Genomic DNA, 26,767 nt, shown 5'->3' with positions numbered 1-26,767 from the left:
GCCTGTGCGTTTGCTTAATTTTTAAAAATGTCATACTTTTCGCCTATGAAAAAGCTGTTGTACATTCTGTTCCTGCTTATTTCCATAGCAGTTTCCGCACAGCAGGAAGATGCGTGGGTTTATTTTACCAATAAGCCCGATGCGGGTTTTTACCTTGCGAACCCGCTGGAGATGCTTTCGCAAAAAGCGATCGACAGGCGGGCCGCCCATAATATTCCGCTTGATGTAATAGACGTACCCATCCACCAGGCTTATATCGACGGGATAACCGCTTCGCCCGGAATTACCGTCATGGCAAAGTCCAAATGGCTCAACTGCCTGCATGTCCGCGGAAGCGAGGATGCTGTAAATGACCTTGCCAGCCTTGATTTTGTAGACCATATCGATTTTGCAAATAAGTTGCTTAATACTTCAGGAAGGCCGGGAAGTATCCAACAACCTGCATTGGTTAATAAAGTTATGGAAACCCAGGCTGATTTCAACTACGGAACTTCGGTCAACCAGATACAAATGCTCAACGGCAATGTGCTTCACCAGCAAAATTTCACCGGTGCCGGCATGACAATAGCTGTGCTCGATGCAGGGTTTCCCGGAGTAGATAATTTACAGCCGTTCCAAAGGCTTCGCGACAACAACCTGATACTTGGCGGCTATAATTTTGTAAGCCAGTCGGATAATTTTTATTCGGGTGGCACGCATGGCATGATGGTACTTTCTACCATGGGCGGCTATACCGAAGGACAACTTGTGGGCACGGCTCCGGATGCTTTTTACTACCTGTTCGTCACCGAAGATGTTTCCGGCGAGAACCCTGTAGAGGAGTCGTATTGGGTGCAGGCCGCCGAGATGGCAGACAGTTTAGGTGCCGATGTTATCAACACGTCGCTTGGGTACTTTATATATGATAATCCGGCCTATAGCTATGCCTATGAGGATATTAACGGTGAGACCGCGTTTATAACACGTGGCGCCAACATCGCCTTCTCACGAGGTATGCTATGCGTAACATCAGCAGGGAATACTGCCAATACTGCCAATCTGCATATCGGTGTGCCTGCGGACGCTTTTAACACGCTGACCGTAGGCGCTGTTAATGCAACAGAGGAATATGCCTCGTTCAGCTCTGTTGGCCCAAGCTATGATATGAGGGTCAAACCCGATGTGATGGCGCAGGGAGTGGCTTCGGCTTTATCAGGCGTAGACGGCAGTATCGGTGCGGCAAATGGTACGTCTTTCTCGAGCCCTATCACCGCAGGGCTGGTAGCCTGTTTATGGCAGGCGCTGCCCGGTTTGAGCAATGCCGAGATACTGCAAGTGGTGAAACAATCGGCTGACCGCTATGCCAACCCGAATATACAATACGGCTACGGCATCCCTGATTTTGCCATGGCGCTGAACGATGGCCTTGGTCTCGAAGATGTCAAAAAACAGCCTTTCCTTATCTATCCGAACCCTACACAGGGAGTAGTAAACTTTGTTTTTCCTAAAGGGATTCTTAGTGCAACGGTAACTGTTTTTAATAGTTTGGGACAAAAAGTCACGGAGGAGAATTTGTCTTTAGATCATACTTCAGTAACTATGAACGAACTTGCCAAAGGAGTTTACAGTTACCGGATCGAGAGCGGGCAGGAGACACAATCGGGCAGGATAATAAAGGAATAACCACTTTAATAAATACATGAACAGAATCACACAACTATTTGGCATTCAATATCCAATAATACAGGCGGGAATGATTTGGGCCAGTGGCTACAAACTGGCCAGCGCCGTAAGCAACGCCGGAGGCTTAGGTGTCATAGGGGCAGGGTCGATGTATCCTGAAGTGCTTAGGGAGCATATCCAAAAATGCAAAAAAGCAACAGATAAGCCTTTTTCGGTAAACGTGCCGATGCTCTACCCGAACATTGAGGAGATCATGAATATAATCGTAGAGGAAGGCGTGAAGATCGTTTTTACCTCTGCGGGCAACCCAAAGACATGGACCGGATTTTTAAAGGAGAAAGGCATTACTGTTGTTCACGTAGTGAGCAGTGTGAAATTTGCGCTGAAGTCGCAGGAAGCAGGAGTCGATGCCGTTGTGGCTGAAGGCTTTGAAGCCGGTGGGCATAATGGACGGGAAGAGACTACAACGTTAGCTCTCATTCCAATGGTAAAGGAAAAACTGTCTGTGCCGCTGATAGCCGCAGGGGGAATAGCCACCGGAAGAGGAATGCTGGCCGCGATGGTGCTTGGTGCCGATGGCGTACAGGTGGGCAGCCGTTTCGCTGCCTCAACAGAATCTTCCTCCCACGAAAAATTCAAGCAGGCGATAGTTGATGCCCAGGATGGTGATACCCATGTTACACTTAAGGAACTGGCTCCGGTGCGGCTGATAAAGAACAAGTTTTTCCATGATGTAGTGGCACTGTATGCCAAGTCGCCTACAGTTGACGACCTGAAAACACTGTTGGGCCGGGCGCGTGCCAAAAAAGGAATGTTTGAAGGCGACCTTGAAGAAGGCGAGCTTGAGATAGGGCAAATAGCAGGGCTGATACACGAGATAAAACCTGCAGGCGAAATTTTACGGGAAATGATAGCTGACTTCGAAATTGCAAAGCAGGAGATGATGGCTGTGAAGTTTTAATACCGATCGTAAAAACAGTTCGTTTTTTGTAAAATTATACCACAAGGTCTCAAAGACCTTGTAGGATATCATCATTACGTTCTCAACCTGCAAGGTTTTAAAACCATGTAGGTTTAATAAACAGGCACTTTGTGGTAAAAACAAAACAGGACTATTTCGAAATAATTGTTTCAAGCAGGTCGCTATCAAATATCTCTCCGGGAGAAATAACCTTTTCATTATAAGGTATTTTATCACCGTAGCGTTCGGCAAGCTTTTCTTTTACAATAGGATTACTCAGGTCAAAATCTTTAAGTTTCTGTAATCGGCCTATTTCGATTCCTTTGCCTTTTTGATTGTAAATTTTCCAGATAAGTTCCGAGCAATACATTTTGTCATTGTCCCAGCTGAAATGGAGGTCGTAATCTTTTCCTGAATAAATACGGGCAAATTTCTTCATTTCAAGGACGAATTTTGGTGTCAGTACATCATCGGCATCTTTAAGGCGCCTTACTACATAATGCCCGCCTTTCCCGCGTTTGATCCAATCCTTCAGCGGTGTCGACTGTACCGGCTGTATGGCTTCAACAACAAAGCAGTTGCCTTCTCCCTTAAAAATTATCCCACAGTGCGAATATTTTGAGTGCGTGGCCAATTGTATGGCCTTGCTCTGCGCTGATGTAGATTCCTGGAAAATAAGGTCGCCATCCTGCAAATCGTCTTCATCGGGCAAATTCCCTGATGAGTTACAGCTGAAAAATAATAAAGTGAGTATGAAGCAAAGCAGGGTTTTCATTGGCTAAAATTTATTCTCCACTTCAGCAGCCTGCAGCATCAGGTAGTGCAGGTCGGTATTTTTTACAAAAGGCTTCAGCAATTCACTGCCGGGCCCGAACATCGCCAGCTCAACATAATCAGCCGAGTGGTCCATGCTTATCCAACCCACCGAATTATATTGTTTCTGCATTTCTGCAAATTCCCTGAAGGGTAAATTGTTATAATTATACAGCCCATCCTTCTTGCCAAATTTGCCGGTATAATAGCTTAACAGCGTTTTGGCCTCATCTTCGGTTATAGTTGTTGCCTGTGCATGCTTTATAAATTCGCGCACCTGTGCTGTAGTCGATGCCGGCTTGATCTCATTCAGTACCCATTCGTTGGTCTGAACAAAATTCTGCAGGTTGTCAAAATTCTTGTTGGCTTCTTTGCCATAAATGACCCCCGGGTTGGCGTTGCCGTGGTCGGTAGTAATGATAACCAGTGTTTCGCCGTCTTTTTCGGCAAAATCTATCGCTACCTTTATCGCTTCATCAAAAGCCACCTGGTCATACAGCAGCGCGGCAATATCATTAGAGTGCGCTCCCCAGTCTACTTTTCCCGCTTCTATCTGGAGGGCAAAACCGTTCTTGTTGTTTTTCATGTGGTCAATGGCTTTTTGGGCCATTTCTGCAAGGGTGGGGACTTTAGCTACAAGCTCGCTGTTACTTCTGCGATCGATACTGAAAGGCAGCGCATCTTCAGCAAATACACCAAGCACCGGCTTTCCTTCGGTAGCCTGCAGCATTTCCTGCCTGTTTTTTGCTACCTGCCAGCCTTTGGCTTTATAGTCGGCATAAACATCTTTCTTATCTTGCCTTTTTTCAGCGCTGAAATACTTATTGCCGCCGCCCATCATTATGTCAAAGCCTATTTTCAGGTAATCTTCTGCTATTTCGGGCTGCGAATTGCGGCTATCATTATTCACGCAAAATCCTGCGGGGGTAGCGTGGGTTATTGGCACTGTAGTAACACAGCCCACCTTCTTACCCGCTTTTTTGAATTTTTGGAGTATCGGCAGCGGCCTTTCACCTTTTGGGCCAACGTTCAGCGAGCCATTGTTCACCCGCATGCCGCCGCCCCACGAAGAGCTCCCCGCTGAGGAATCGGTAACGATAGAGCTCGCAGAAGCCGTATCCATAAGTGCCCGGCTAACGCGCTGGTCTTTGTATAATTGCAACCAGTTGGAGCTTCTCCCAAGCTTGCGGTTGATGTACAGGTCGGCGATGTTGAGGGTGCCGGTGCTCATGCCGTCGCTCACCATAAAGATGATATTTTTTGCTTTCTTGTTTTTGTTTAATATACCGGTATCGAGTATTCCGGCAGTGCCTTTAAAAGGGCTTATTAATGTAGCGCCAAGTGTAAACAGCGACCCATTCCTGAAAAATCTTCTTCTGTCCATAGATGAAAAATGTACGATTTCACCAAAGGTAAAAAACTAATGTAATAGCCCTCTCATTTTGAACATTATTTATTCGTTATGTCAGGGTATCGCAGTTTGTTATTTGGAATTTGATGCTTGTTTTTTGAAATTTAACCTCAGTATCTTCGGTTTCTTTACCCTGTCGCCAGCTTCGCTGTCCCACGCATCTTCAATTACCCGAATCTTATTTTTGCTAAGTTTTGTGATCCTTTCGATGTATCTGTAATCATCCTCATTGCAAATATGGCATTCTGCCTCACCGAAATTGTGCCATTTGCCTTCTTTGAAAGTGTAAAATTCCATTCGCCCCCAGCAACCGATAAACCATATAGGGACAACAATGATCTCCGAAATCCCATCTTTGTTAATGTCACCGATGTTCTCCACATATCCCATTACAGCTGTGCCATTATGGATAGCAGGCAGTCCGCATGAAAATGTAATATCGATTTCGTATGGCGAAGTTCCTGGGTCGCCCCAGCCATCCTCTTCATTCAGCCATTTTGGGCCGGTGATGAATGCAGTATCAATAATTTTATCATTGTTTATATCGCCTATGATCAGTGTATCTGTATCGGTTAGTCCTTGCTGCGGCTTCTCAAAATGTGTGAATTTGCCCTTTCCATTAATAGAGAGAAAGGAAAGTAGCAAGAGGGTGGGAACTAAGAATTTCATTAGTTATGTGTGGATGTACTAAGTATCGCATTAAAGGTAAATAAAATTGTGATACTTCAGTTAATGTTCTTCCAAAGGCTTTTCCCATTCAGGATAATCAGATGTTTTGTTTGTTAGTTGTCCCCTGTTGATCTTGGCATCTATCTCATTAGAATAGATATAAGTACCTCCTGCGTAAACTTTGTAACGTATCTTTACCGGTATTTCTCCTGTGAATTTTGGTACATGGAATTCCCAATAATATCCCGTTTTCAATATTTCATAAGTAAAGCTGCAGCTGATGATAAGGGGCTTTTCTTCTATAGATTGCCATTTATCATCTATATAAGCCTTTGTACCAGCGAACAAAACGCCACAATCCGTATCAAACCTTTCATCTTTATCTGTAGCGTTTATTATATATAGCCTGTATCCGTTATAGTTATGGTATAAGCTTATCACTTGTTCATCTAGGAAAACGGATACCGATCTTTTAGGGGATCTTTTTCGGTCTTTTATTTTTTTTGCAACAACTCCCAGACCCATCGAATAGTCTATACCCTTGATCGAATCCTCTATTGATGCTGCTACGCACCATGGAGTATATACCATATAATCAATATTAATGTCTTTATTTTGACAAAAGCCAGGGCACGAGAGTAAAAGTGCCACTAAAGTCAATAGTATTTTCATGATGCCAAGGGTGGTAGTTCTTTTCTATAACATAATTTGCAAGTTAATTATTGCTTTGTGCTGTATATTAAACTAATCATGGTTCACCATTTGCCTGAACATCATCAGTGCTCCGTTCTTATCTCGTTTCCATACGTTAATGCTCTTACCGTTAACCATCCCGCTACGACCGCTCGCTGTATATCCCACACTGTAAAAACCGAACTCTATAGCCCCGTCTTTTGTTTCCATGACCAATGAAGCGTCAAGCAAAAGTGAGTCTATAGTCACATCGCCCGGCTTTTCGTGTTCGGTAAAATAAGGGCGTATTTTGTCTATGCCAACCAGCATCGGGGTATAATACGTCATATAAATGGCATCTGGGAGGAACATGTTCGCATGCTCGCCGCCTTTGCGTTCCTTTACAAGTTTTGCAATTATAGCATTGCGCCCTTTCACTTCTTTCTCAATATCAGAATTGGTGAGCCTGTCGCGCAGCACAACAGCGCCTTCATCTGTTATCTGCGGAAGCACAGCATCATCGAAAGGAGTATTGGAACCCCATATTTCGGCTGCTATCCAGGGCGAATCGAAGAGTTTGGAGCTGGTGCGCCACAACACCATGTATTTCCCGGTATAATTATAAGGTTTGCCGCCTTTCAGGGTGTAATTTTGTGTAAAGGTACCGGTCTCTAATGCATAGCCATCATAATCAATCACCTCGTAGGTGGTTTTCGTAAAGTTGTTCATTTTAGCAAGCGAAAGCCACTGCTTGTAATAGTCTTTTATGGCATCGGGATAATACCGTGTTGCGCTGTGTTCCGGCATTACTACGCCCCAGTTCCAATAGGTTTCCATCAGTGCGGGTATATCACCGGATACAAAAGCCTTCGCATGCTTCTGGTTTTTATCCTGGATAGCTTTCCACAGGGCATCCGTAGGTTTTATAATGATTTGGGCCTGGCCTGCATACCCTGTAAGGATAATCATCAGGAAGAAAAATTTGTATTTCATTTTCAGTTGGTTATGATTGATGACAACCAAATGTAATAAATTTTTCCTACACGATATTATTAAATTTATATGTGGTCTTTCAGCCATTCCGCGAAATCGTCCACGGTATAAAACAGCTCATCCGGTAGCATAGGGAGAAGCAGCTCCGGCTCGGCGGTTTCTGCCCAGGCAGCTGCAATTACCGGTATGCCCACCTGCCTGCATGCGGTAATGTCACCCGGGGCATCGCCGACATAGATCACCTCATCTTTAGTAATATCATCCCACATGTCCAGGATCGCCTGTATTCCTTTTGGCTTGCTTGGCCCATGCGGAATGCCGGTTTCCATTAATTCAAAATAGTGGGCGATACCGAATTTATCCAAAGAGATATCGGCGCTAACCTGTCCTTTTCCGGTAACCATCGCAATGCGGATATCCTGATTTTTCAGAACGTCCAGTAATTCAATAACTCCCTCAAAAGGGGCGGGACACATAGCATGGCTTTCTTCATAAATACGGAGGTAATCGCTCACGCCTTTATCATAATGATCTGGTGCCAGGGCCATTATGGTGCCTTCTTCCGAAGGCCCGAAAGTCGCTATAATTTCGGCATCGCTAACCTCCCTTCCGGCCAATGGCTCAATAGATTTCCGGAAAGCGCTGATGCATAACGGAAGGGTATTGGCAAGTGTACCGTCAAGGTCGAAAATTACGGCTTTGAGTTTTTGCATAAAATAGAATTAAATCCTACTAATACTTAATTTATTTCAATGCATGTAGGATTCGCAATAATTGATTAATACACTTATTAAAAACTGCCTTTCTAAGGTACTACTTCAGGTAATTTTCGCATTATATCCAGGATAAATATATTATGTATTTGGTATAATAAGTTTCGAAAAATTTTCAGGGGCTGTTTCGTAATATTCTTGAGAAAAGTCTGGAGCACTGCCATATATAGTCATCGGTAACTTAAATCGTATTTGTCCTTCAGTAGATTTTGTTACCAAAAATAGCATCTTGCGGCCTTTCTTCTCTTCATTCTTTTGCTTCTTTTTCTTTGGTGTCTCCAATGCCTTTTGCTGATCTATTTTTATTAATTCATTTTGTATTTCATCAAGCAGTTTGGTCTCATCGTATTCATAAATATACACATCACCCTCAACCAGGACTTCAATGGAGTTTTGTATATTTCTAAGCTTGTTATATTCTTCCTCGCTAATTATATAGGCATAGTTACGAATACCTGTTTGCCAATCCTTCTGTATGGAAGGATATTTGTAACTTCCGGCCCACCTTTCCATAACAAGTATATAATAGGGGGTATTATTATAAGTTATTGTCTTTATTTGCAGCTTATTGAAGGTTGAAGATGACCGCGACCGCATATATTCAATCGCTCTCTTACTGTCTGAGTAAGGCTTGTCGGTAGTAATAGTATTTAAGTTTTCCATCCATTTTCCGGAAGATTTATTATAAATCCATCCTGTGGCTTCCGTTAAGACTTGTGAACTCTTTTCAAATTTTAAATCAGGCCTGTCAATTCTTTCCTGTGCATTTATCGCGACCGTACAAAGTGCGAAGCTTAGCATCATTATAATTTTTCTCATTTAATAGGTTATTTTACGTGTCCCAAAGATATATTTTTTGCCGAAATTCTTTAAATGATTTTATATATTGCAACATAATTTTACTCAATTAGTGTAATGAACGATATCCTACAAATCCCGTTGCGCGTCAGAAAAGCAAAACTTATAGTTTTTGTTTTTGCTATAGCAGCTATTACGCTTATATTGTGGTTTACCCTTCCATCACTTTTAGCCAATGATTTTACATGGAAGACCGCCCTTGGAGGCGTTATATTTATTGTTGGGCTTGGTTTCGCCATCAAATCGCTTTTTGATGGGCTGACGATGAAAAAACCCGAACTTATTGTCGCGGTAAAAGATGGCATTGCGGTATTCTTCATCCGCCATGCTAAAGGCATTGCAAACCAGTCGGAAGAAATTACCCTCTCCGAGTACTCCCGATTTTATACGGTTAAATCCCGTAGCAGGATAATGATTACCGATATCTCATTTGAGTTCGTGCCGAAAAGCGGTTTTTTAAGGAAAAAAGTAGACCCATTCCCGGAATTGTTCGGGATAGATAACTATAGTGTCAGCAGGGTACTGCAATTCATAGGCGATGCCGAGCCGGGAATTAATATTGGGTATGATGGCGGGATTATTTCGCAGGTGTTTAGGAAATAGGAAAGCAAGATTTTATGTTTAACACTTTTTATAATAAAAAGCTATCTGCTCTGATAAGATAATATCTCCTAAAACTTGTATTTGACTTTTTTGGTTAATCATACTTATAATAATATCCATCTCAATTTGAGAGAGTAATGCAGGATATTTTCCTTTGATCCTAGTTGTAATTTTATTTCGGATTTCTCTTGGAATGTTTTCAAAAGATATTGATGTACGGATACCGCTCTTTTCTAATGGAAGGAAAGAATATTCTGGATTATCAGGTCGATATTTCTTAGCTTCATAGGTGTGAGATACTGAATCGTGAACTTTTTCAGTAATTGGAAACTTTAAATGACGGTTCCATAGGTCGGATTTGTCATTAAAATAATGTTGGCTAAATTTATTTGGAAGGTCCAAAGGATTTTTTTGCCATCTATAAGCATCGTTTATATGAAATACGGTATCTACTGTAAGCATTCCTTTTTCAGCATCTTGCCCACTAACAAAAACTAAATTTGAACCTTTTTGGACAAAACTATCGTTACGGAAATTTCTTCGCAATTGACTTGCATGACAATAAGAATAAATCCATGGATCATTAAAAACAAAGGGATCTTCATTTCCAGCACCTATTGCATCTACGTAAATTTTTCCTTTCCAATTTGGTATGATAGTATCATTGTCTTTTACTGTAGCATTCACTTCAACACAACATCTAGCGTGTTCAGGATGAAATATTATGTAATGAGCTTTTGAATTATTCATAAATATGTTTTTGCTCAAAAATAATAAACAATATTTTGACCATCATAGGTAAAATTACCTGTTTTTATAAAATGGGAAAACCACGTATTTCTACGTGGCCTTCTTCAAAGTAACAATATATATAACCTAAACCACAGCCGCCCCAAACTCCATAATAACCTGGTTGCGGATGATGTCTTCAAATGTTTCGCGTTCCCTTATCAGGTGGCCTTTACCTTCATACCAAAGCACCTCGGCAGGGCGCACCCTTGAATTGTAGTTGCTGCTCATCGAGAAGCAGTATGCCCCGGCATTGCGGAAACATAGTATGTCGCCTTCTTTTATTTCAGCAATGCGGCGGTTGCTGGCAAATGTATCGGTCTCACAGATATAACCTACCACCGAGTAAAAGCGCTCCTTGCCCTTAGGGTTCGAAATATTCTCGATATGGTGCTGCGACCCGTATAACATTGGGCGGATGAGGTGATTAAAGCCACTGTCGACCCCTGCGAATACCGTTGAGGTCGTCTGCTTAACTACATTTACCCTGGCCATGAAAAAACCTGCTTCGCTCACCAGGAATTTCCCCGGCTCAAAAGCGAGTGTAAGCTCCCGGCCATATTCGTTGCAAAACGCATTAAAGCGTTTTGTGAGTTTTTTGCCCAATTCTTCCACGTCGGTCTGGATATCATCTTTTTTATAAGGCACTTTAAACCCGCTTCCGAAATCCAGGAATTCCAGTTCTTTAAAGTGTATTGCCGTGTCAAACAATATCTCTGCCGCATAAAGGAACACCTCAATGTCAAGAATATCGCTGCCTGTGTGCATGTGGATGCCGTTGATGTGCATACCTGTATTCTCTACAATGCGCAGCAGGTGGGGCATCTGGTGGATGGAAATGCCAAATTTACTGTCAATGTGCCCAACAGAAATATTACTGTTGCCGCCTGCCATAACGTGCGGATTGATGCGGATGCATACCGGTGTCTTCGGGTGCTTGGCTCCGAATTGCTCGAGTATCGAAAGGTTATCAATGTTGATCTGGACACCCATTGCGGCTACTTCCTCGATCTCTTCCATCGAAACACCGTTTGGGGTATAGATGATCCTGTCGGGCGAAAACCCGGCAAGCAGCCCTAATTGTACTTCCTGTATGGAAACCGTATCAAGGCCGGAGCCCATTTGCTTCAGCAGTTTCAGTACCGATATGTTAGAGAGCGCCTTTACGGCATAGTTGATCCTTAAATGCTCTACTTTTGCAAAAGCCTTTTCGAGCCTTTGGTATTGCGATTGTATTTTAGCCGCATCGTATACATAAAGCGGATTCCCAAATTCTTCGGCCAGTTGCAGCAGTTGTTTCGTGTCCATATTTCCTTCTTATTTTCGGTAAAATTAAATCGGAATATAAACCAAAACAAGTCAACTGCTGAAGATTAACAAAATATAACAAATTGTTATAAATACAACATCTCTTTTTAAATTCCAATATTGAAATAACAAATTCCAAATCTTGCCGTGCAATCTAAAATCCATTAATCTAATATCTAACAGTCTAATAAAAAAAAACCGGGCTGATTTAAAACCGCAGTGACGAAACAGTGTTTTAGATCCAACCCGGCCTAAACAAGTAACAACCTTATTTTACAAAAGTAAGTTGGTAGCCATCCGCCCAAGTCTGCGATAGTACAAGCTGTGTGGCAGTTTCGGTTTGGCATCCCAGTTCTAAATTTTCAATAAAAAGGGATTGTGCACACATATCAGGAGTATTCTGGTTGGCCTCAAAATGAAAATCATACGTCCCGGAAGCAAAAAAGTCCTCGGCATTTTCATTGGTATTATTATTTACAACGGTAACGGTGTTGGCATCCTCATCAAAAGTCCATGTGATGGTGCCCGGTGCAAAGTCGTGGCTGGTACCGGCAATGCTTCCGCTAACGTTTACCAGTTTCCACTGCCCTTCTGCGGCTTGTGGGTCGTTGACATTGGAATTATCGTCATCGCTGCATGCTGTCATCCATATCGAAGGCAGGAGTAAAAGTAAAAGTGCTGTTTTTTTCATGGCTTGTGTTTTTTATAATTTAGATGCTAAATTGTAAAAAGGTTGCGCCAAAAAAGTAAAATATTTAATCAGGTATTTCATTCACAGAATGCCCCGAAGCATAGTCGTCATCATTAGAATGGGTTAAGAATAAGGCGAATACAGCAGCTAAAAGGCATACAAGATTTTTCATAGCAATTATTTTTAATTCCGTCTTTATAAATAAGACGTAAGGATATTAAAAGGTTGCGTGTTAAAACCAAAATTCAGTTGACACCGGCACGCATTACATAACAGGCAACATAACTGAAACCCTAAGTTAAATCCTTCAAATTATGAACTGCCCATAGCTTCCGCAGAAAAAATCTGCGTGGAAAAATCTAACATAGGCGCCGTAATAAAAAATTTAAAAACCTTTCTGCGATTGGATGGATTTTCCTATTTTTGTTGCACTTTTAAAAAGATAAATGCATTAATTATGAATTTACACGAATATCAGGGAAAAGAAATACTTGCAAGCCACGGCGTACGTGTTCAGCGCGGTATTGTAGCCAATAATCCTGCCGAGGCTGTAGCTGCTGCAAAACAGCTTACTGCCGAGACCGGAACAGGATGGCATGTTGTTAAAGCACAGATACATGCAGGTGGCCGCGGTAAAGGCGGTGGCGTAAAGCTGGCTAAAAACCTTCAGCAGGTTGAAGAGCTTGCAGAACAGATCATCGGCATGAACCTTATAACCCCGCAAACGCCTCCTACGGGCAAGAGGGTACATAAAGTGCTTATTGCTGAAGATGTGTACTATCCCGGAGAAAGTGAAACTTCAGAATTCTATATGTCTGTTCTTTTGAACAGGGGCAAAGCGCGCAACATGATCATGTATTCTACCGAAGGAGGTATGGATATCGAGGAAGTTGCCGAGCACACGCCGCACCTTATCTTCACCGAAGAAATTGATCCTGCTGTTGGCCTTCAGGCTTTCCAGGCAAGGAGGATCGCGTTTAACCTTGGTCTTAGCGGCAACGCTTTCAAGGAAATGACGCAATTCGTTGCCTCGCTTTACAAAGCGTACATCGATAGCGATGCTTCCATGTTTGAGATCAACCCGGTGCTTAAGACATCTGATAATAAGATCATGGCTGTAGATGCTAAAGTGGTGCTTGATGACAATGCCCTTTACCGCCAGAAAAAATATGCCGACATGCGCGATATCCGCGAGGAGAACCCTATCGAGGTTGAGGCAAAAGAAGTAGGCCTTAACTACGTTGACCTTGACGGTACCGTAGGCTGTATGGTAAACGGTGCGGGGCTTGCTATGGCAACTATGGACCTTATTAAATATGCAGGATTTGAGCCGGCCAACTTCCTTGACGTGGGTGGTACTGCGGATGCTAAAAGGGTAGAGACGGCTTTCCGTATCATCCTTCGCGACCCGAACGTAAAAGCGATCCTAATCAACATCTTTGGCGGTATCGTTCGTTGCGACCGTGTTGCCCAGGGTGTAGTTGATGCCTATAAAAATATGGGTGATTCAATCAAAGTGCCTATCATCGTTCGCCTTCAGGGTACCAATGCCGATATTGCAAAAGAGCTTATCGACAACTCCGGTATGCCAATCCTTTCTGCAACACTCTTCCAGGAAGCTGCAGACCAGGTAAAAGCTGCTCTTAGCTAAGAAAACAATTTACAAGTTATATAAAAAATCCCCGGCTTTAGTTGGGGATTTTTTCCTTAAAAACTTTCCGCTATGGAAGCCAGTAATTTAAGCGAATTAGACTTACCTTACCTGTATATTTCAGCTGCCGGTTTTGTGGCACTTGGAACACTGGCCACCTGGCATGCCATCAGGTGGAGAAGGATAAATAATAAAAAAAGCCTGCTTAATAAGACCTACAGGTCATTCGGCATCACTAATATTGTGATAGGCCTTTTCAATCTTGCAACGGCTATTTATATCCTGTACAGATAAGATTATTTCTTCAAATCCATAATCCTTTTTACTTCCTTCAGCAGCAACGGGAAAGCAGGCGCTTCCATGTTGTGCCCGTAGCCCTGGAGTTCCAGCAGGCGGATATCTTTATGCCCGGCAATCTTCATCATCCGTGCCATGTAAGCATTCTCTTCATAGCGGCCCAGCATTTCCAGCTCGCGGTCTCCTGTAATAAGCAATGTAGGCGGTGCATCCGAGCGAACATGGTATAAAGGAGCAAATTCATCAACCACGGGTTGTTTCTCCGGAATGCCTTTTTCTTTGCGAATGGTAAAATGAGTAATGCACTGCCCGCTAAACGGTATCAGCCCGGCGATCTTATCGGCATCCATATTATATTTTGAAAGGTAGGATTTGTCCAGCACTGTCATCATGGCCAGATACCCGCCTGCAGAATGCCCTGATACGAATAAGTGTGAAGGATCTCCTCCATAAGTCGCGATATTTTTGTACACCCACGCAATGGCCGCCGCTGCATCTTCAATGCAGGATTTTGCCTTTACATTGGGGCTTAGCCTGTAACCTATGGCTACTATACAATAGCCTTTGTCCTTCAGTGCCTCGGGTATGTATTTGCTACCCTCGGTAAGCCCGCCGCCATGAAACCAAAGTATTGTGGCAAAATCCTTTACGCCTTTCGGGTAGTAAATATCCAGTACGCAGCGCTCTGCGGCATACGCATCGTTTTTATAAATGCTTTCGGGATAATAGCGGATGTTGCTTTGGGTGGTATATTCGGTTTTTTGGGCGAAGGAACAAAATACCGAAATGATGATAAGTAAAAGAGTGAAGTAATTTTTCATTGGATGACGTTTACCCAAAGATAAAGAATCTCTACGGGCGACCATAAAAAAATCCTGAACACATCAGGATTTTTTATTTTTACCATTGTTGAATTTTACTTTTTCAACAATAGGCTCTTTTTTTGTTTTGTTATTATTATGCTGCTTCGGGCCTTTTAGCGGCGGCCGTTTTGGTTTTTCTTTTAATGCCGGGGCTTTATTTTCCTGACCTGCTTTTCCAGCGTTTTGTTTGACAGCTGCCTTATTCTTTTCAATGACATCCATGGCATTTGTGGGGTTTTCTTTTGTTCCCCTCAAATGGATAACCAGCCCGTTCAGGAAATTACGCAACACCTGGTCGCCACACTCCATATAGTTAGGATGGTCTGCATTGCGGAAGAAAGCGCCAAGCTCGGCCTTAGAAATCCTGAAATCCACAAGCTGCAATATGTCTACTATCTGGTCGTCCCTTAGCTGAAGGGCTACACGAAGCTTTTTGAATACATCGTTGTTATTCATCTCCATTAAATTTTTAACAAAGATAGTGTTTATAGTTGGTTTGTGGATTCGTGGATTTGGTTATTCGTTACAAATAGCCAAATGAACCAATTCAGGTCTATTCCATTATCCATAGAAAGGCAGCAGGAAATTCCCGGGCCCAAAGTTCCTCATTATGTTTGCCGCCCGGTACTACTTTTTGTACAAGGTGCTTTTTGTTCTTTATTTTTCCTTCAACCAGCTTTACCATTTTTTCAAGGTCGGGTACCATATTTTCATCTTCGCTGTCCCCGGCAAGGAAATATATTCTGCCATCGATTTTAGCAGTTTCTTCCGTAAGCGTATAAATTTCTTTCGAAAACCAAAATGCCGGGGAGAACACAATCGCCTTCGCGAACGTTTCCGGATATTTCAGCAAGGCGTAATAGGATACAAGGCCGCCCAGCGAGCTCCCGGCTATAGCGGTATCTTTCCTGTCGGTTTTGGTGCGGTAGTTTTCGTCAATATGTGGCTTAAGTGTTTCGGTGATAAAGTCGAGATATATGTTAGCATCACCCCCGCCGTATTTGGCATTAGGGTAGGGAGTAAGCTCCGCCATCCGTCTGTTGCCGCCATGCTCTATACCTACCACGATCACTTCGGCTTTAAGGCTGTCGAGGGTCTCGTCAACACGCCATTCACCCGTAAATGATGTAGCCCTGTCAAAAAGGTTCTGGGCATCATGCATATAGATTACGGGATATTTCTTTTTGATGTCACTTTGGTAAGTTGCAGGCAGGTAAACCCATATCTTCTTCTCCACATCAAGCTGTGGCGAATGGATTGTGAAAGTACAAACATTTCCCGATGCGGTGCTTTGTGCTTTCGCAGTAATTGAAATTAACGCGAACAATAAAAATAGGTACCGTTTCATAATTCGTTTGTTTTTTTACGGTCAAAAGAATAAATTAGCTAAAAATAGTAATTCAATGAACACGTATGAAGAAAAATTAAGCTTGTTGACCGAAATGATCTCCTTTGCAAAGATCGATGGTGAAATACATGAAAGGGAACTCGCTTTTCTCTCTATTGTAGCAGCACAGCTTAAAATTGAAAAACCTGTTTTTGAAAGCCTTTTCGAACATCCTGCTGAAAAAGTGGTCATCAAAAGCGAGCATCAGAGGATTCTACAGTTTTACAGGCTGGCATTGCTGATGCATGCTGATGGTGTATTGCATGATAACGAGCAGGTTGCTATCCGTGAAATGGGCATTAACATGGGGCTTAGCCCTTTCGCCATGAAAGGTGTGCTGAATGAAATGCAGCGGTCGCCTACCGGCCTTATTGATCCCGATATGCTGCTGGCCTTATTCAGGGCGCAGCAGAATTAGATATGGGACATATAAGTTGTAAAAAAGTCTTCTGAGAATAAAAGGTATATTTATTCTTTTGGCTCTGTAGCTTCTATAACGATACCATAATCTTTATCTGTGATAGAATATTTTTTCTTTAAACTTTTCTTATCAATGATCTTGATAGATATGAATGTTTCATTGTCAATAAGAGCAAGATCACCATGGAAGTCGTCTCCTGTTTGTACAGTATCATTCAGGATATAAACGGCATTCATATCGCTATCTTTTGTCGGAAATAGTTTTCTATATTCTTTTGACTTTGATCTAAAGAAATTCCAATATCTTTTTTTTGCAAATTGCTTGGTTTCCAGGTATACTACACCTCTGCGCCCTCTTTCTCCTACAAGTTCAACAGCAGTAGAATCATAATATACTGATGTCAGAGTTAGTGTCAGAGGATTGATCTTTCTGAAATCATCCATCGTTATTTCAAGGCTATCAAGAAAAAAAACTGAAGGGATGCCTTGTTTTTGTGCAAATAATGCAGTGGTATTTAATGTAATAAAAATAAGAAGATGTGAAAATTTCATAATGATTTATCCGGGGTTAATTCCTGCAAAGAAAAGAAATATATCCTTGGTAAATAGTCAGATATTGAATTTCTATACACTATTTATTAATAAGCCATAAATATGCCTCCTTAAATTCTTTTCGCCACAGCTTCTCATTATGGTGCCCGCCGTGTACTATCTTCTTATATACCTGCTCTTTATGATTAACCCGCTCAAGAAGCAATTGTTCCATATGCTCAAGGTCGGGCACCATAGCAGTGCTCTCATGATCACCCGCCATTAGATAGATACGGCCTTCGATTAGCCCAACCGTTTCTATCAGTTTGAATATTTCTTCACTAAACCAGAATGAAGGGGAGAAGACCCCGGCATTGCCAAACATATCCGGGAATTTCAGCAATGCATAAAACGAGATCAGGCCTCCTACTGAGCTTCCGAATATGGTGGTAGTTTCTTTATCAGGCAAAGTACGGTAATGCATATCAACGTAAGGCTTTAGCGTATCTGTAATGAAAGCAAGATAATCATCCGCATGGCCGCCGCCGTATTTTTCATTCTTGTAAGGCGTCATTTCGTCAATGCGGTGCGTACTCCCGCCATGTTCAATGCCAATAATAATGGCCTCCGAATGCAGGTCGTTAAGCTTCTCTTCTACATGCCATTCCCGCTTCTGGGATTCGGCGTGGTCAAATACGTTCTGCCCGTCATGCATATAGATAACCGGGAAACGATCTTCGCTTTCATTATAATTGTAGGGCAGGTATACCCAAATTGTCTTCTCGCGCCCTAACTGTGGGGCCTCAATGGTAAATTCGGTAACCGTACCTTTTGCGTGTTTTTTCATTATGAGCAGAATGCAGTTTTAAAGTCGAGTGTTTTCGCAGCTTTTAGCGCACGGTAAGGAATTGAGCGTTGGGAGAAATTGCAGGTCGTGCATTTTTCTTCCTTTTTGTTTTTGATGTACTTTATTACGAGGTCATCCTTTACATAATAACGTTGTTCCAGTTTCATTTGGCAGCCTTCGCAGGCAGGGCCGCCCTCGGTAAAATCGTAAAAGAAGAACAGCTTACCATCTTTATAATAAAACTCCGATTTCTGGTAATGGTCGCCTACAGTACCATAATCTACCACTGCTTTTACGACAGTATCACCTTCGTAATAATAGTCGATTGCCATAAGCTCATCGCACTGGTAAGTATAGTGCTTTTTGGTTAACGCTGCCGCATTTATCCTTGAGAACTCTTTCTTTATATCATTGATTGGATCTTCAACCGGGATGTTGTCATCTACAGGAATTGTGTCAGATTCAGGTTGACCTACCGGGGCAGTTATCGTATTCTTTTTCGGGTTTTCATCCTCTGTTTTATTTTCCTTGCAGGAAAGCAGGGAAAACAACATAACCATACATATAGCCTTTATTTTCATGATATATTTGATTCTATTCCATGAAAATAACCCAATATAAATAAATGTTCAGGCGTTTTAGGTTATTTTTAACCCTTGGCTTATATTAAGATATTAGTTCAGCGCTCTCCGCCATGATCTTTGAAGCCAAGCTTTGTGACAGCTTTTCGGCCTGCTCCCTAAGGTCATGCACTGCTGTAGTTTCCCATAGCTCACCCCTCAGGTTGCCTCCAATAGTGAACAGGTTTTGGTACGCATTTCCGTCAGGCCCAATAATACCATATGTATGAATATCGGTAACAATACCGAGCTTCAGGGCATCCTGTTTCAGGATATTGTTGTCTACGCAGTTTTTAAGCAAACCGCTTTCCAGCTTTGAAAAGTCACTTTCAGGCCCTGTACAATTGATTATCCTTCCGACAGTCATCATTTTGGTAACACCGTCATTTCTGTCACGGTATTCTACTTCGATACCGTTTGAATTCTCGTTAATATCTATAAGGTTGCCTGAATGTATGTGCAGCCTGCCTTCAGCCTGGAGCTTTTGTAGTTTTTCGTAAGAGTGCATCGGTATCCTGTGGCGCGCCGTTCCCCATAAATGCCTCAGGCGCGACATGAAAGTGGTTTTTTCCCTGTCAGAGAAATTGTGCCATATCTTTTGGGTATACGGCCTGAACGAATCGATAACCGGTTCGGCGCTCACGCCATATTCACGGGCGATCTTAATGTGTTTGTTGGCAAGGCTCACGATTTCCAAAAGCGTCATGCCTTCTTTTATTTCTTCGGCGAGCTTACTGTATTTCATGCCGATATGCCTGTGTGGCAGTATATTGAATCCGTTTGGCGATATCGAGTGGATCTCCCCTTTAAACCCTTGTTCGGTGAGGCTGATCACGGTATCTACCATAGTAAGGCCATTACCAACTATAAGTACCGGTTTTTGAGTAAGGTTGAGGACCGATTCTTCTTTCCACGGATTCTGGAAGTAATTTGGGCTGTTGTAAAATCCGGGGCTTTTGATTCGCGGATTGCGGGGAGCGTTATTTCCTGAAGCGATCACGCAGTAATCAAACATCATGCTGTCACCATTATCCAGTTTAAGAGTGATAAAGCTGTTATTCACATCAAGGTCGGTAACCTGTTGGTCTACAACGTTAACAATACATTTGCCGTCGGCATTCTCAAGGGCACTATCCCAAACTTCGGTTAGGTATTTACCATATATTGCACGCGGCATGAAGGCATTGGCAATAAGCTTCCTGTCCAGGTCCTTAAAGTCGGGGCGTTCCATTACCCAGTCCAGGAAATGATCGGGATTTCCGGGATAGGCGCTCATTTTCGACGTAATCACGTTAAGCAGGTGCTTATCGGAATATGGAGTGTAGGCCGTTCCACGCGTAAAAGTCGCAGCTTCATTGAATATTGTGATCTCGCATGCAGCCGATCTTTCAATAAGGTGCACTGCCGTCATTGTACCTGTAAAGCCTCCTCCTATGATGCCGATTTTTTTCATAATACCGCTCTTTAAGTGATGTCAGTAGTTTTTGCAATAATAGTAATATTTTGTCATAATTATTGAAAAATGAAAAAAATATATGCTGTATGAGAGGTGTTTACGATTATTTCTCTATGGATTTAATAGAGTTTTAAGAAAGTGAAAAGCAATATTTAAACTGTACTGCGATCACTTTCCGGCGTTTTCGTTAACCTCAAAAATGCCGAATGTATTATTATCAGTATCCAAAAAGTAGCCCTGCCAGCACCTTCCCGGCACTGAAAACTTTGCCATGGCTACACGTCCGCCGTTGCTAAGTATCTTTTCGGCAGTGTAATCAAAGGTTTCCACCATCATAGAGCAGGTAAAAGCATTGGTACCATAACCCATGGGTGGGACATCTGCAGGGCGCTGCAGCAATCCGCCAAACATATTTTCTGTTTCTATGCGGTAATATTCTATTGGGAAAAATTCTTCTTTTACAAAATTCCATCCAAAAACAGCTTCATAAAAGGCTTTAGCTTTCTGCACGTCAGTAGCCTGGATCTCAAAATATGCAAGTGTGTTCATAGCCATCAGGTTTAATATAAGTAGGTTATTTTGTGTTTTAATTTTAGGCGATGCAATATCGTGGGTTTGCTGTATGACCGGAGCTAATGCACTACCAGTTGAAAAACAACCCTGCCATCATTGCCGGAGCCTTCCACGTAGGTTACGGTAAAGGTTTTGTCAATGTCGGGGCCTACAGCGCGCAGCAGTTCTTCTTTAGTGAGGACTAAAGTTGTGCTTACGTGGGGTTTGACAGCCTTAACGGAAGTGTAAATAAGCTTATCGCCCTGCCAAAACAATAGCTTCCTTTTGGTTTCGTTTGTACCTATATCGCTTCCTATATGCAATTCAAGTGTCTTGAATTTATCCTCTTTATTCAGGCTCACGGTATAAATTTTCTTATTGCCATCATTGCTTTTAAAAACGAGCTTACCATCTTTATAAACCTGCCAGTTGGTTATGGTATCGGTAAGGACATTCGCCGAAGCGAGGAAGGGTAGCATGAGAAGAAGAGCAGTGACTAGTTTTTTCATGTAAGCATTTTGTTTAAAGCACAAACATTTATGGAAAAACTCTCCCATCCGGCTGACCGGTATGTTGTTAATGGCTGTTACTATAATTTTATGTAGTTTTGATTCGATATCGTCCATTTTGGGTTAATGGCTTGTAAATTAATTTATTGACAAAATAGCTGAGAAAAGTTATCTACTCGTTCTGATAACATGAATAAACTAATCTAACCCTAATTGCTTTCTAAAATCAAGAGTAAGAAAATAATGCTCTTCGATTGATACTGCTTTTCTTGAGTTTATATTTATGTCTTTTCCCTCTTTTGTCCAAAGGTAGGGATAGAATGATAAAACCTTATCTCCATCAAGACTAGAAACTTCATCTTTCCAATTATTCCAACGAAACCCATTGTAAAACTCATTCAAGTCATTATTGAAACAGAAAATTAAAAATTCTGTATATGTCATGTCTAAGGGTTCATATTCAAGGCTGTCAGGGGCAAGATAATATATCTTCCCAATATCAGTTCCTAAACCTCCGCCATTTAAAATAAAAAAGCCTCCCACTGCATCATCAGCAATCAACATAAATCTTCCGGATTTTCCAAATTCATCAAAAGCTTTTCCTTTATTCCATTCAGGAAGAGATCGATTCAGTTTCTCACTTCCTGAACCAAGAATCCTAATCCATCCATTATCAATTAAAATACCGCCTGAACTATAAACAATCGCACCCATTGGCGAGCGCGTAGTAATTTGTAGGCTATAGAGTGCTTCTTTAGCTTTTTCGGTATTCGCAGGCAGAACTTCAATTTTATTTTTCGCTTCACCGATCCACTCATTTACCAATACCCATCCAGGTTCTGCGGTGTTAATAAGCTGTTCTACAGGCTTCATATTTTGCGCTGATAATTTAAGTGAAATTAGAAATAATATTACTTGAAATATTTTCATATTTATCAAATCATAAAATAATAAATTAATCAATCCTAAACCCTCTCCTGCAACACCTTTATCTCATCCCTCAATTTCGCAGCCTGTAAAAAGTCCAGCTCTTTCGCAGCCTTTTCCATCGACTTGCGCTTCTCACGGATGATCTTCTCAATGTCGATCTTCGTCATGTACGTAGTATCAGGTTCGGCGGCGATCTTAGGGGCTTCTTCCAGCTTGTAGGCATTGCTTTTGCCAAGAACCGACTTCTCGATCTTCTTGTTCAGCGCCTGCGGTACAATGCCGTTGGCAATATTGTAGTTATGCTGCTTTTCGCGGCGGTAGTTGGTCTCGTCAATGGTGCGCTGCATACTGTCGGTTATCTTGTCGGCATACATGATGGCTTTACCATTCACGTTACGCGCCGCGCGGCCTACGGTCTGTATTAATGACCGGTTAGAGCGCAGGAAACCTTCTTTATCGGCATCCAGTATGGCTACCAGTGATACCTCTGGTAAGTCCAAGCCCTCACGCAGCAGATTTACCCCGATGAGCACATCGAACAACCCTTTACGGAGGTCGGTCATTATCTCCACACGTTCCAGCGTATCCACTTCGCTATGGATGTAGCGGCAACGAATGGAGACCTTCGTCAGGTATTTGGCGAGCTCTTCGGCCATACGCTTGGTCAGTGTCGTAACAAGCACACGCTCGTCAAGCTCCACGCGCTGTTGGATCTCTTCAATAAGGTCGTCTATCTGGTTCAGGCTTGGGCGTATCTCGATAATAGGGTCAAGCAATCCGGTTGGGCGTATGACCTGCTCTACATACACACCGCCACTTTTCTGTAATTCATAATCAGCAGGGGTCGCGCTCACGTACACTACCTGGTTCTGCATGGCTTCAAATTCCTCGAATTTCAGCGGGCGGTTATCCATCGCGGCCGGTAGCCGGAAACCGAATTCCACAAGGTTTTCCTTGCGCGAACGGTCACCGCCGTACATCGCATGCACCTGGCTTACAGTCACGTGGCTTTCATCGATCACCATCAGGAAGTCTTTCGGAAAATAATCCAGCAGGCAGAAGGGGCGTGTGCCGGGTAGCCTGCGGTCAAGGTAGCGTGAATAGTTCTCAATACCCGAGCAATACCCCAGTTCGCGTATCATCTCGAGGTCAAAGTTAGTACGCTCCTCAAGCCTTTTTGCTTCTAGGTGCTTGCCTATTTCCTTAAAGTAATCCACTTGCTTTACGAGGTCCTGCTGTATTTCCCAAATGGCGCCCTGCAGCACATCGGGGCTGGTAACGAACATGTTGGCCGGGTAAATGTTCAGGCGGTCGTATTTCTCAATAACTTTAGAAGTTGCTTTGTCAAACGCTTCTATATCCTCTATCTCATCGCCAAAAAAATGGATACGGAACGGTTCGTCACCATAGCTCGGGAATACTTCCACAGTATCACCCTTGATGCGGAAAGTCCCGGGTGTAAAGTCGGCTTCGGTACGCGCATACAGGCTTTGTACGAGGCGGTGCAGCAGCTTGGTACGCGATATCATTTCGCCGCGTTTTATCGACACCACATTTTTCTGGAACTCTACCGGGTTACCGATACCGTAGAGGCAGGACACCGACGCGACCACGATAATATCGCGGCGGCCGGAGAGTAGGGAGGAGGTAGTACTAAGACGCATCTTCTCGAGCTCCTCATTTATCGAAAGGTCTTTTTCTATATAAAGCCCTGTCACGGGTATGTAGGCTTCGGGCTGGTAGTAGTCGTAATAGGATACAAAGTACTCCACTGCATTGTTGGGGAAGAATTGCTTAAACTCACTGTACAGCTGTGCCGCCAGTGTCTTGTTGTGCGCCAGTACCAATGTGGGTTTTTCCACATTTTGTATCACATTGGCCATGGTAAAGGTCTTACCCGAACCTGTTACCCCAAGCAGGGTCTGGAATTTCTCTCCTTCATTAATGCCTGCGGTCAGCTGCCGTATTGCTTCAGGCTGGTCCCCGGTAGGCTTATAGTCAGATACTACATTGAATTTCATTTCTTTTGGCTTTTTTACAAATATACAAAATAGTGGGCAGTCGCAGTTGCAGTTTTCACCCGCAGTTTTGTCAATTCCGGTGTAGAGGCGTTGCACCGCAACGTCTCAGCATTTATAAATTTACGGGAGACGTTGCGGTGCAACGCCTCTACAATATTAAATGATTTATTTCGTTCAAAAACCTTCATTTATGAATTTTCATGAGCGAATGGCTTTGGAATATTTGCCATCCCTGTTCCTGCTTTCCGCTATATCTCCCTTGCTGCGCCGGGAGGATACCGCTTCAATCAGGGCTAAGGGAGAAGCTGTATTTATTTTCAGTTATCGTTGTTACTACGTACGCAATTTTTTGTAGTCCTTTTCCGTTGCCATTTTATAAACCAACCCATTATGAAAAACCTATCCCTCCTTTGCCTTGCCGCACTATCATTCATCGCCTGTAAAAAAGAGACAGAAGTAAAAGCCCCGGCTGCAGTCGAAAAACCCGCCACCGAAACCCCGCTGATTGCACAGGCTTCGCCACGTAGCTTCTTCAATACGGATAACCTTTCGCTCCAGGAGTTCACCATAGAGGCATCAGGAAAAGCCACAGTTAAGGGAAAGAATGGCACAAAGCTCGACATCCCGGCCAACGCGTTCGTAGATGCTGACGGCAAACCCGTAAAGGGCAAAGTAACGGTGCAGCTAAAGGAAGCCCTGAACATGGCAGATATTGTCCTGGGCGGTCTGGCAACGATGTCAGGCGATAAGATACTCGAAAGCGGCGGTATGGTATATGTGAATGCTACTTCGGGAGGGAAACCACTATTTCTTGCCGATTCAAAAAAAATAGAGATAACAATGCCTGCTAAAAAGAAAGTGCCCGGCATGCAGATATTCTCAGGGGAAGAGAGTAAAGATGGTACTATCAATTGGGTCGATCCAAAAAACATAATAGCTCCCAATGAAGTAATGGTGGCCCGGCAGAAGGAACTAATAGTAAATGATGATCAACTTGATAATAATAATTACGACATACTCGCTCCGATCGCGCCGCTAAAACCGGTAGAATATAAAAAATCAGATGGTGTGACTATCAACCTTGTATTCCCACACCCTGAATATTTCCCAGAGTTCAGCTATTTCAAAAATGTAAAATGGAAACTTACCGATCCCCAAAACTATAAAAAACCTGTAGATGGCACTCAGTGGGAACATGTTGCCCTTGCGAAGGCCAAAACAGAAGGTACCTATACGCTTACACTCACCGCTGAAGGAAAGCCGACGCTTAGTTATGAAGTAATACCGGTATTTGAAGGGCAGGATTTTAAAAAAGCAATGGCAGAATATGAAAAAGCTATTGAACGTATTGAGAAACAAAAGAAAGAAATGGAAGAAAAGGAACGAATCAGGCGGAAAAAACAAGAATTGGAAAAGCAAAAAATTAGCATTGCAGAGAGTTATATATTTTCTATTGATAAAATGGGATGGGCAAATTGTGACAAATTCTATAATGATCCTAAGGCAAAGGATGTAATTGTAGAGATCAATATATCGGATAAACAAAAAAGCGACGTTGCAATTAGCTATCTGGTCTTCAAAAAAAGGAAAGTATGCATCCCTTGCTATATGGACAAAAAATGTATTGCCGTAATGGGAAATATACACCTGCCGATAGGTGAGCCGGTAACTATTATTGCCGTAGGTGCTTATAAAGAAACGCCGTGGTTCGCTATGGAGGATGCCGTTGTAAGTGATAAATTATCAGTTACATTAAAGCCGGATGAAATTTCAAAAGAGTCTATGAAACAATTGTTAGATAAAAACCTTCACCAATAGCCCGGTTTATCTGTTATTATGCTGCTAAAAATATAGGGAAAAAATAGTCTTTTTTCCCTATATTTGCATCCCATGATGTCGAAAAAATGTAAATATGCCCTCAAGGCGCTGATATACCTTGCCAAAAAGCAGGGAAAAGGCAACGTATTTACGGCAGATATCGCAGCCGATGAAAATATCCCTAAAAAATTCCTCGAACAGATATTGCTTGTCCTTAAGCGTGCCGGCTATGTTGGCAGCCAGACAGGCTATGGCGGCGGGTATTTTATCAGTAAGCCGCCAGCAACTATATCTGTAGCCGATATCCACAGGCTTTTTGACGGTGCCATCGCGCTTGTTCCTTGTGTTGCTTTCGATTATTACCAACAATGTGCCGATTGTAATGACGAAGTGACCTGTACCATGCGGAGGGAGTTCATGAAAATTAAGGAACAGACCCGACTGGTTATGAAGGAAACCAGCATAGCTTCGTTTTTAGAGCCCTGATCTTTTCTTTGGCGTAATGTTTTAATCTTCAATGTTTCACGCTATGCTTCCTGTTAGCTATTTATTTTAATTCACTGATTAATAGCTAGTTAATAAGCATAAATAATTTTTTCTTGAAAATGTTAAAAAATAAATTCCATCATATTAGTAGAATTACTATTTTAGCCGAAATTTAA

29 protein-coding genes are annotated in these 26,767 nt (G+C 42.6%); 8 read left to right on the top strand and 21 right to left on the bottom strand.

All coding sequences use genetic code 11. The features are described from left to right. The first annotated feature begins 45 nt into the window (after positions 1-45). Complete coding sequence (locus tag HYN59_RS14140; RefSeq protein ID WP_108779751.1) at positions 46-1,662, top strand: S8 family serine peptidase; 1,617 nt, start codon at positions 46-48, stop codon at positions 1,660-1,662. A 16-nt stretch (positions 1,663-1,678) separates the two neighbouring features. Continuing rightward, on the top strand, positions 1,679-2,623 hold the full coding sequence (locus HYN59_RS14135; protein WP_108778900.1) for an NAD(P)H-dependent flavin oxidoreductase: 945 nt from the start codon (positions 1,679-1,681) through the stop codon (positions 2,621-2,623). Positions 2,624-2,774: 151 nt separating this feature from the next. On the opposite strand, the gene HYN59_RS14130 is transcribed toward HYN59_RS14135, so the two are convergent. The 7 genes from HYN59_RS14130 to HYN59_RS14095 all read right to left on the bottom strand — a co-directional run bounded on the left by HYN59_RS14130 (position 2,775) and on the right by HYN59_RS14095 (position 8,773). After that, positions 2,775-3,398 (bottom strand): YiiX family permuted papain-like enzyme, encoded by a 624-nt coding sequence (locus HYN59_RS14130; protein WP_108778899.1) that lies wholly within the window; start codon positions 3,396-3,398, stop codon positions 2,775-2,777. A gap of 3 nt (positions 3,399-3,401) precedes the next feature. Further along, positions 3,402-4,820: an alkaline phosphatase gene (locus HYN59_RS14125; protein ID WP_108778898.1), complete on the bottom strand. Its 1,419-nt coding sequence runs from the start codon at positions 4,818-4,820 to the stop codon at positions 3,402-3,404. A gap of 99 nt (positions 4,821-4,919) precedes the next feature. Next, a complete protein-coding gene (locus tag HYN59_RS17985; RefSeq protein ID WP_146185946.1) occupies positions 4,920-5,516 on the bottom strand; it encodes a hypothetical protein in 597 nt (198 codons plus the stop codon). Positions 5,517-5,576: 60 nt separating this feature from the next. Further along, entirely contained in the window at positions 5,577-6,188 is a 612-nt protein-coding gene (locus HYN59_RS14110) for a hypothetical protein (protein WP_146185945.1), read from the bottom strand. Positions 6,189-6,260: 72 nt separating this feature from the next. Next, on the bottom strand, positions 6,261-7,181 hold the full coding sequence (locus HYN59_RS14105) for a YybH family protein (protein ID WP_108778894.1): 921 nt from the start codon (positions 7,179-7,181) through the stop codon (positions 6,261-6,263). 65 nt (positions 7,182-7,246) lie between these two features. Continuing rightward, positions 7,247-7,894 carry an HAD family hydrolase gene (locus HYN59_RS14100; RefSeq protein ID WP_108778893.1) on the bottom strand — a complete coding sequence of 216 codons (648 nt, stop codon included), beginning with the start codon at positions 7,892-7,894 and terminating at the stop codon, positions 7,247-7,249. Positions 7,895-8,035: 141 nt separating this feature from the next. Continuing rightward, positions 8,036-8,773, bottom strand: a complete 738-nt coding sequence (locus HYN59_RS14095; protein WP_108778892.1) for a hypothetical protein — start codon at positions 8,771-8,773, stop codon at positions 8,036-8,038. A 96-nt stretch (positions 8,774-8,869) separates the two neighbouring features. Between HYN59_RS14095 and HYN59_RS14090 the strand changes: the two genes are divergently transcribed. After that, a complete protein-coding gene (locus HYN59_RS14090; protein ID WP_108778891.1) occupies positions 8,870-9,415 on the top strand; it encodes a hypothetical protein in 546 nt (181 codons plus the stop codon). Between the two features lie 18 nt (positions 9,416-9,433). Here the strand turns inward: HYN59_RS14090 and HYN59_RS14085 are convergent, their stop codons facing one another. The 3 genes from HYN59_RS14085 to HYN59_RS14075 all read right to left on the bottom strand — a co-directional run bounded on the left by HYN59_RS14085 (position 9,434) and on the right by HYN59_RS14075 (position 12,203). Beyond that, a complete protein-coding gene (locus tag HYN59_RS14085) occupies positions 9,434-10,165 on the bottom strand; it encodes a hypothetical protein (protein WP_108778890.1) in 732 nt (243 codons plus the stop codon). A 126-nt stretch (positions 10,166-10,291) separates the two neighbouring features. Next, entirely contained in the window at positions 10,292-11,512 is a 1,221-nt protein-coding gene (gene lysA, locus HYN59_RS14080) for a diaminopimelate decarboxylase (protein ID WP_108778889.1), read from the bottom strand. A 268-nt stretch (positions 11,513-11,780) separates the two neighbouring features. Beyond that, positions 11,781-12,203, bottom strand: a complete 423-nt coding sequence (locus HYN59_RS14075) for a hypothetical protein (RefSeq protein WP_108778888.1) — start codon at positions 12,201-12,203, stop codon at positions 11,781-11,783. 457 nt (positions 12,204-12,660) lie between these two features. Here HYN59_RS14075 and sucC point away from each other — a divergent pair, with 457 nt between their 5' ends. Both sucC and HYN59_RS14065 read left to right on the top strand, forming a co-directional pair. After that, entirely contained in the window at positions 12,661-13,854 is a 1,194-nt protein-coding gene (sucC, locus tag HYN59_RS14070) for an ADP-forming succinate--CoA ligase subunit beta (protein ID WP_108778887.1), read from the top strand. A 72-nt stretch (positions 13,855-13,926) separates the two neighbouring features. Continuing rightward, positions 13,927-14,148 (top strand): hypothetical protein, encoded by a 222-nt coding sequence (locus HYN59_RS14065; RefSeq protein ID WP_108778886.1) that lies wholly within the window; start codon positions 13,927-13,929, stop codon positions 14,146-14,148. Between the two features lie 2 nt (positions 14,149-14,150). On the opposite strand, the gene HYN59_RS14060 is transcribed toward HYN59_RS14065, so the two are convergent. From HYN59_RS14060 to HYN59_RS14050, 3 genes are all read right to left on the bottom strand, one after another. After that, positions 14,151-14,972, bottom strand: coding sequence for an alpha/beta hydrolase (locus HYN59_RS14060; RefSeq protein WP_108778885.1), 822 nt, complete (start codon positions 14,970-14,972; stop codon positions 14,151-14,153). A gap of 63 nt (positions 14,973-15,035) precedes the next feature. Continuing rightward, positions 15,036-15,470 carry a DUF1456 family protein gene (locus HYN59_RS14055; protein ID WP_108779750.1) on the bottom strand — a complete coding sequence of 145 codons (435 nt, stop codon included), beginning with the start codon at positions 15,468-15,470 and terminating at the stop codon, positions 15,036-15,038. A gap of 97 nt (positions 15,471-15,567) precedes the next feature. Next, complete coding sequence (locus tag HYN59_RS14050) at positions 15,568-16,362, bottom strand: alpha/beta hydrolase (RefSeq protein WP_108778884.1); 795 nt, start codon at positions 16,360-16,362, stop codon at positions 15,568-15,570. 55 nt (positions 16,363-16,417) lie between these two features. Here HYN59_RS14050 and HYN59_RS14045 point away from each other — a divergent pair, with 55 nt between their 5' ends. After that, positions 16,418-16,819: an excinuclease ABC subunit B gene (locus HYN59_RS14045; protein ID WP_108778883.1), complete on the top strand. Its 402-nt coding sequence runs from the start codon at positions 16,418-16,420 to the stop codon at positions 16,817-16,819. Positions 16,820-16,869: 50 nt separating this feature from the next. Here HYN59_RS14045 and HYN59_RS14040 read toward each other — a convergent pair whose 3' ends face one another. From HYN59_RS14040 to uvrB, 8 genes are all read right to left on the bottom strand, one after another. Continuing rightward, positions 16,870-17,373 (bottom strand): hypothetical protein, encoded by a 504-nt coding sequence (locus tag HYN59_RS14040; protein WP_108778882.1) that lies wholly within the window; start codon positions 17,371-17,373, stop codon positions 16,870-16,872. 79 nt (positions 17,374-17,452) lie between these two features. Next, positions 17,453-18,199, bottom strand: coding sequence for an alpha/beta hydrolase (locus HYN59_RS14035; RefSeq protein WP_108778881.1), 747 nt, complete (start codon positions 18,197-18,199; stop codon positions 17,453-17,455). Next, a complete protein-coding gene (locus HYN59_RS14030) occupies positions 18,199-18,780 on the bottom strand; it encodes a hypothetical protein (protein WP_108778880.1) in 582 nt (193 codons plus the stop codon). Before HYN59_RS14030 ends, HYN59_RS14035 begins: the two co-directional genes overlap by 1 nt. Positions 18,781-18,865: 85 nt before the next feature. Next, positions 18,866-20,272 carry an FAD/NAD(P)-binding protein gene (locus HYN59_RS14025; protein ID WP_108778879.1) on the bottom strand — a complete coding sequence of 469 codons (1,407 nt, stop codon included), beginning with the start codon at positions 20,270-20,272 and terminating at the stop codon, positions 18,866-18,868. 171 nt (positions 20,273-20,443) lie between these two features. Beyond that, on the bottom strand, positions 20,444-20,824 hold the full coding sequence (locus HYN59_RS14020; protein ID WP_108779749.1) for a VOC family protein: 381 nt from the start codon (positions 20,822-20,824) through the stop codon (positions 20,444-20,446). A gap of 83 nt (positions 20,825-20,907) precedes the next feature. After that, positions 20,908-21,336: a hypothetical protein gene (locus tag HYN59_RS14015; protein ID WP_146185944.1), complete on the bottom strand. Its 429-nt coding sequence runs from the start codon at positions 21,334-21,336 to the stop codon at positions 20,908-20,910. A gap of 198 nt (positions 21,337-21,534) precedes the next feature. Next, positions 21,535-22,266: a DUF2625 domain-containing protein gene (locus HYN59_RS14010; protein WP_245895577.1), complete on the bottom strand. Its 732-nt coding sequence runs from the start codon at positions 22,264-22,266 to the stop codon at positions 21,535-21,537. Positions 22,267-22,301: 35 nt separating this feature from the next. Next, positions 22,302-24,287 (bottom strand): excinuclease ABC subunit UvrB, encoded by a 1,986-nt coding sequence (gene uvrB, locus HYN59_RS14005; RefSeq protein WP_108778876.1) that lies wholly within the window; start codon positions 24,285-24,287, stop codon positions 22,302-22,304. A gap of 390 nt (positions 24,288-24,677) precedes the next feature. On the opposite strand from uvrB, the gene HYN59_RS14000 reads away from it, so the two are divergent. Beyond that, positions 24,678-26,105 carry a hypothetical protein gene (locus tag HYN59_RS14000; RefSeq protein WP_108778875.1) on the top strand — a complete coding sequence of 476 codons (1,428 nt, stop codon included), beginning with the start codon at positions 24,678-24,680 and terminating at the stop codon, positions 26,103-26,105. Positions 26,106-26,177: 72 nt separating this feature from the next. Beyond that, the gene (locus tag HYN59_RS13995) at positions 26,178-26,591 is read left to right on the top strand and encodes an RrF2 family transcriptional regulator (RefSeq protein WP_108778873.1); all 414 of its coding nucleotides are present in this window, start codon (positions 26,178-26,180) and stop codon (positions 26,589-26,591) included. Positions 26,592-26,767 lie beyond the last annotated feature (176 nt).

This window comes from Flavobacterium album (assembly GCF_003096035.1).
GTDB lineage: Bacteria > Bacteroidota > Bacteroidia > Flavobacteriales > Flavobacteriaceae > Flavobacterium > Flavobacterium album.
Note: the sequence above shows the minus strand (reverse complement) of the source record. Positions and strands in the feature narration are given on the sequence as shown.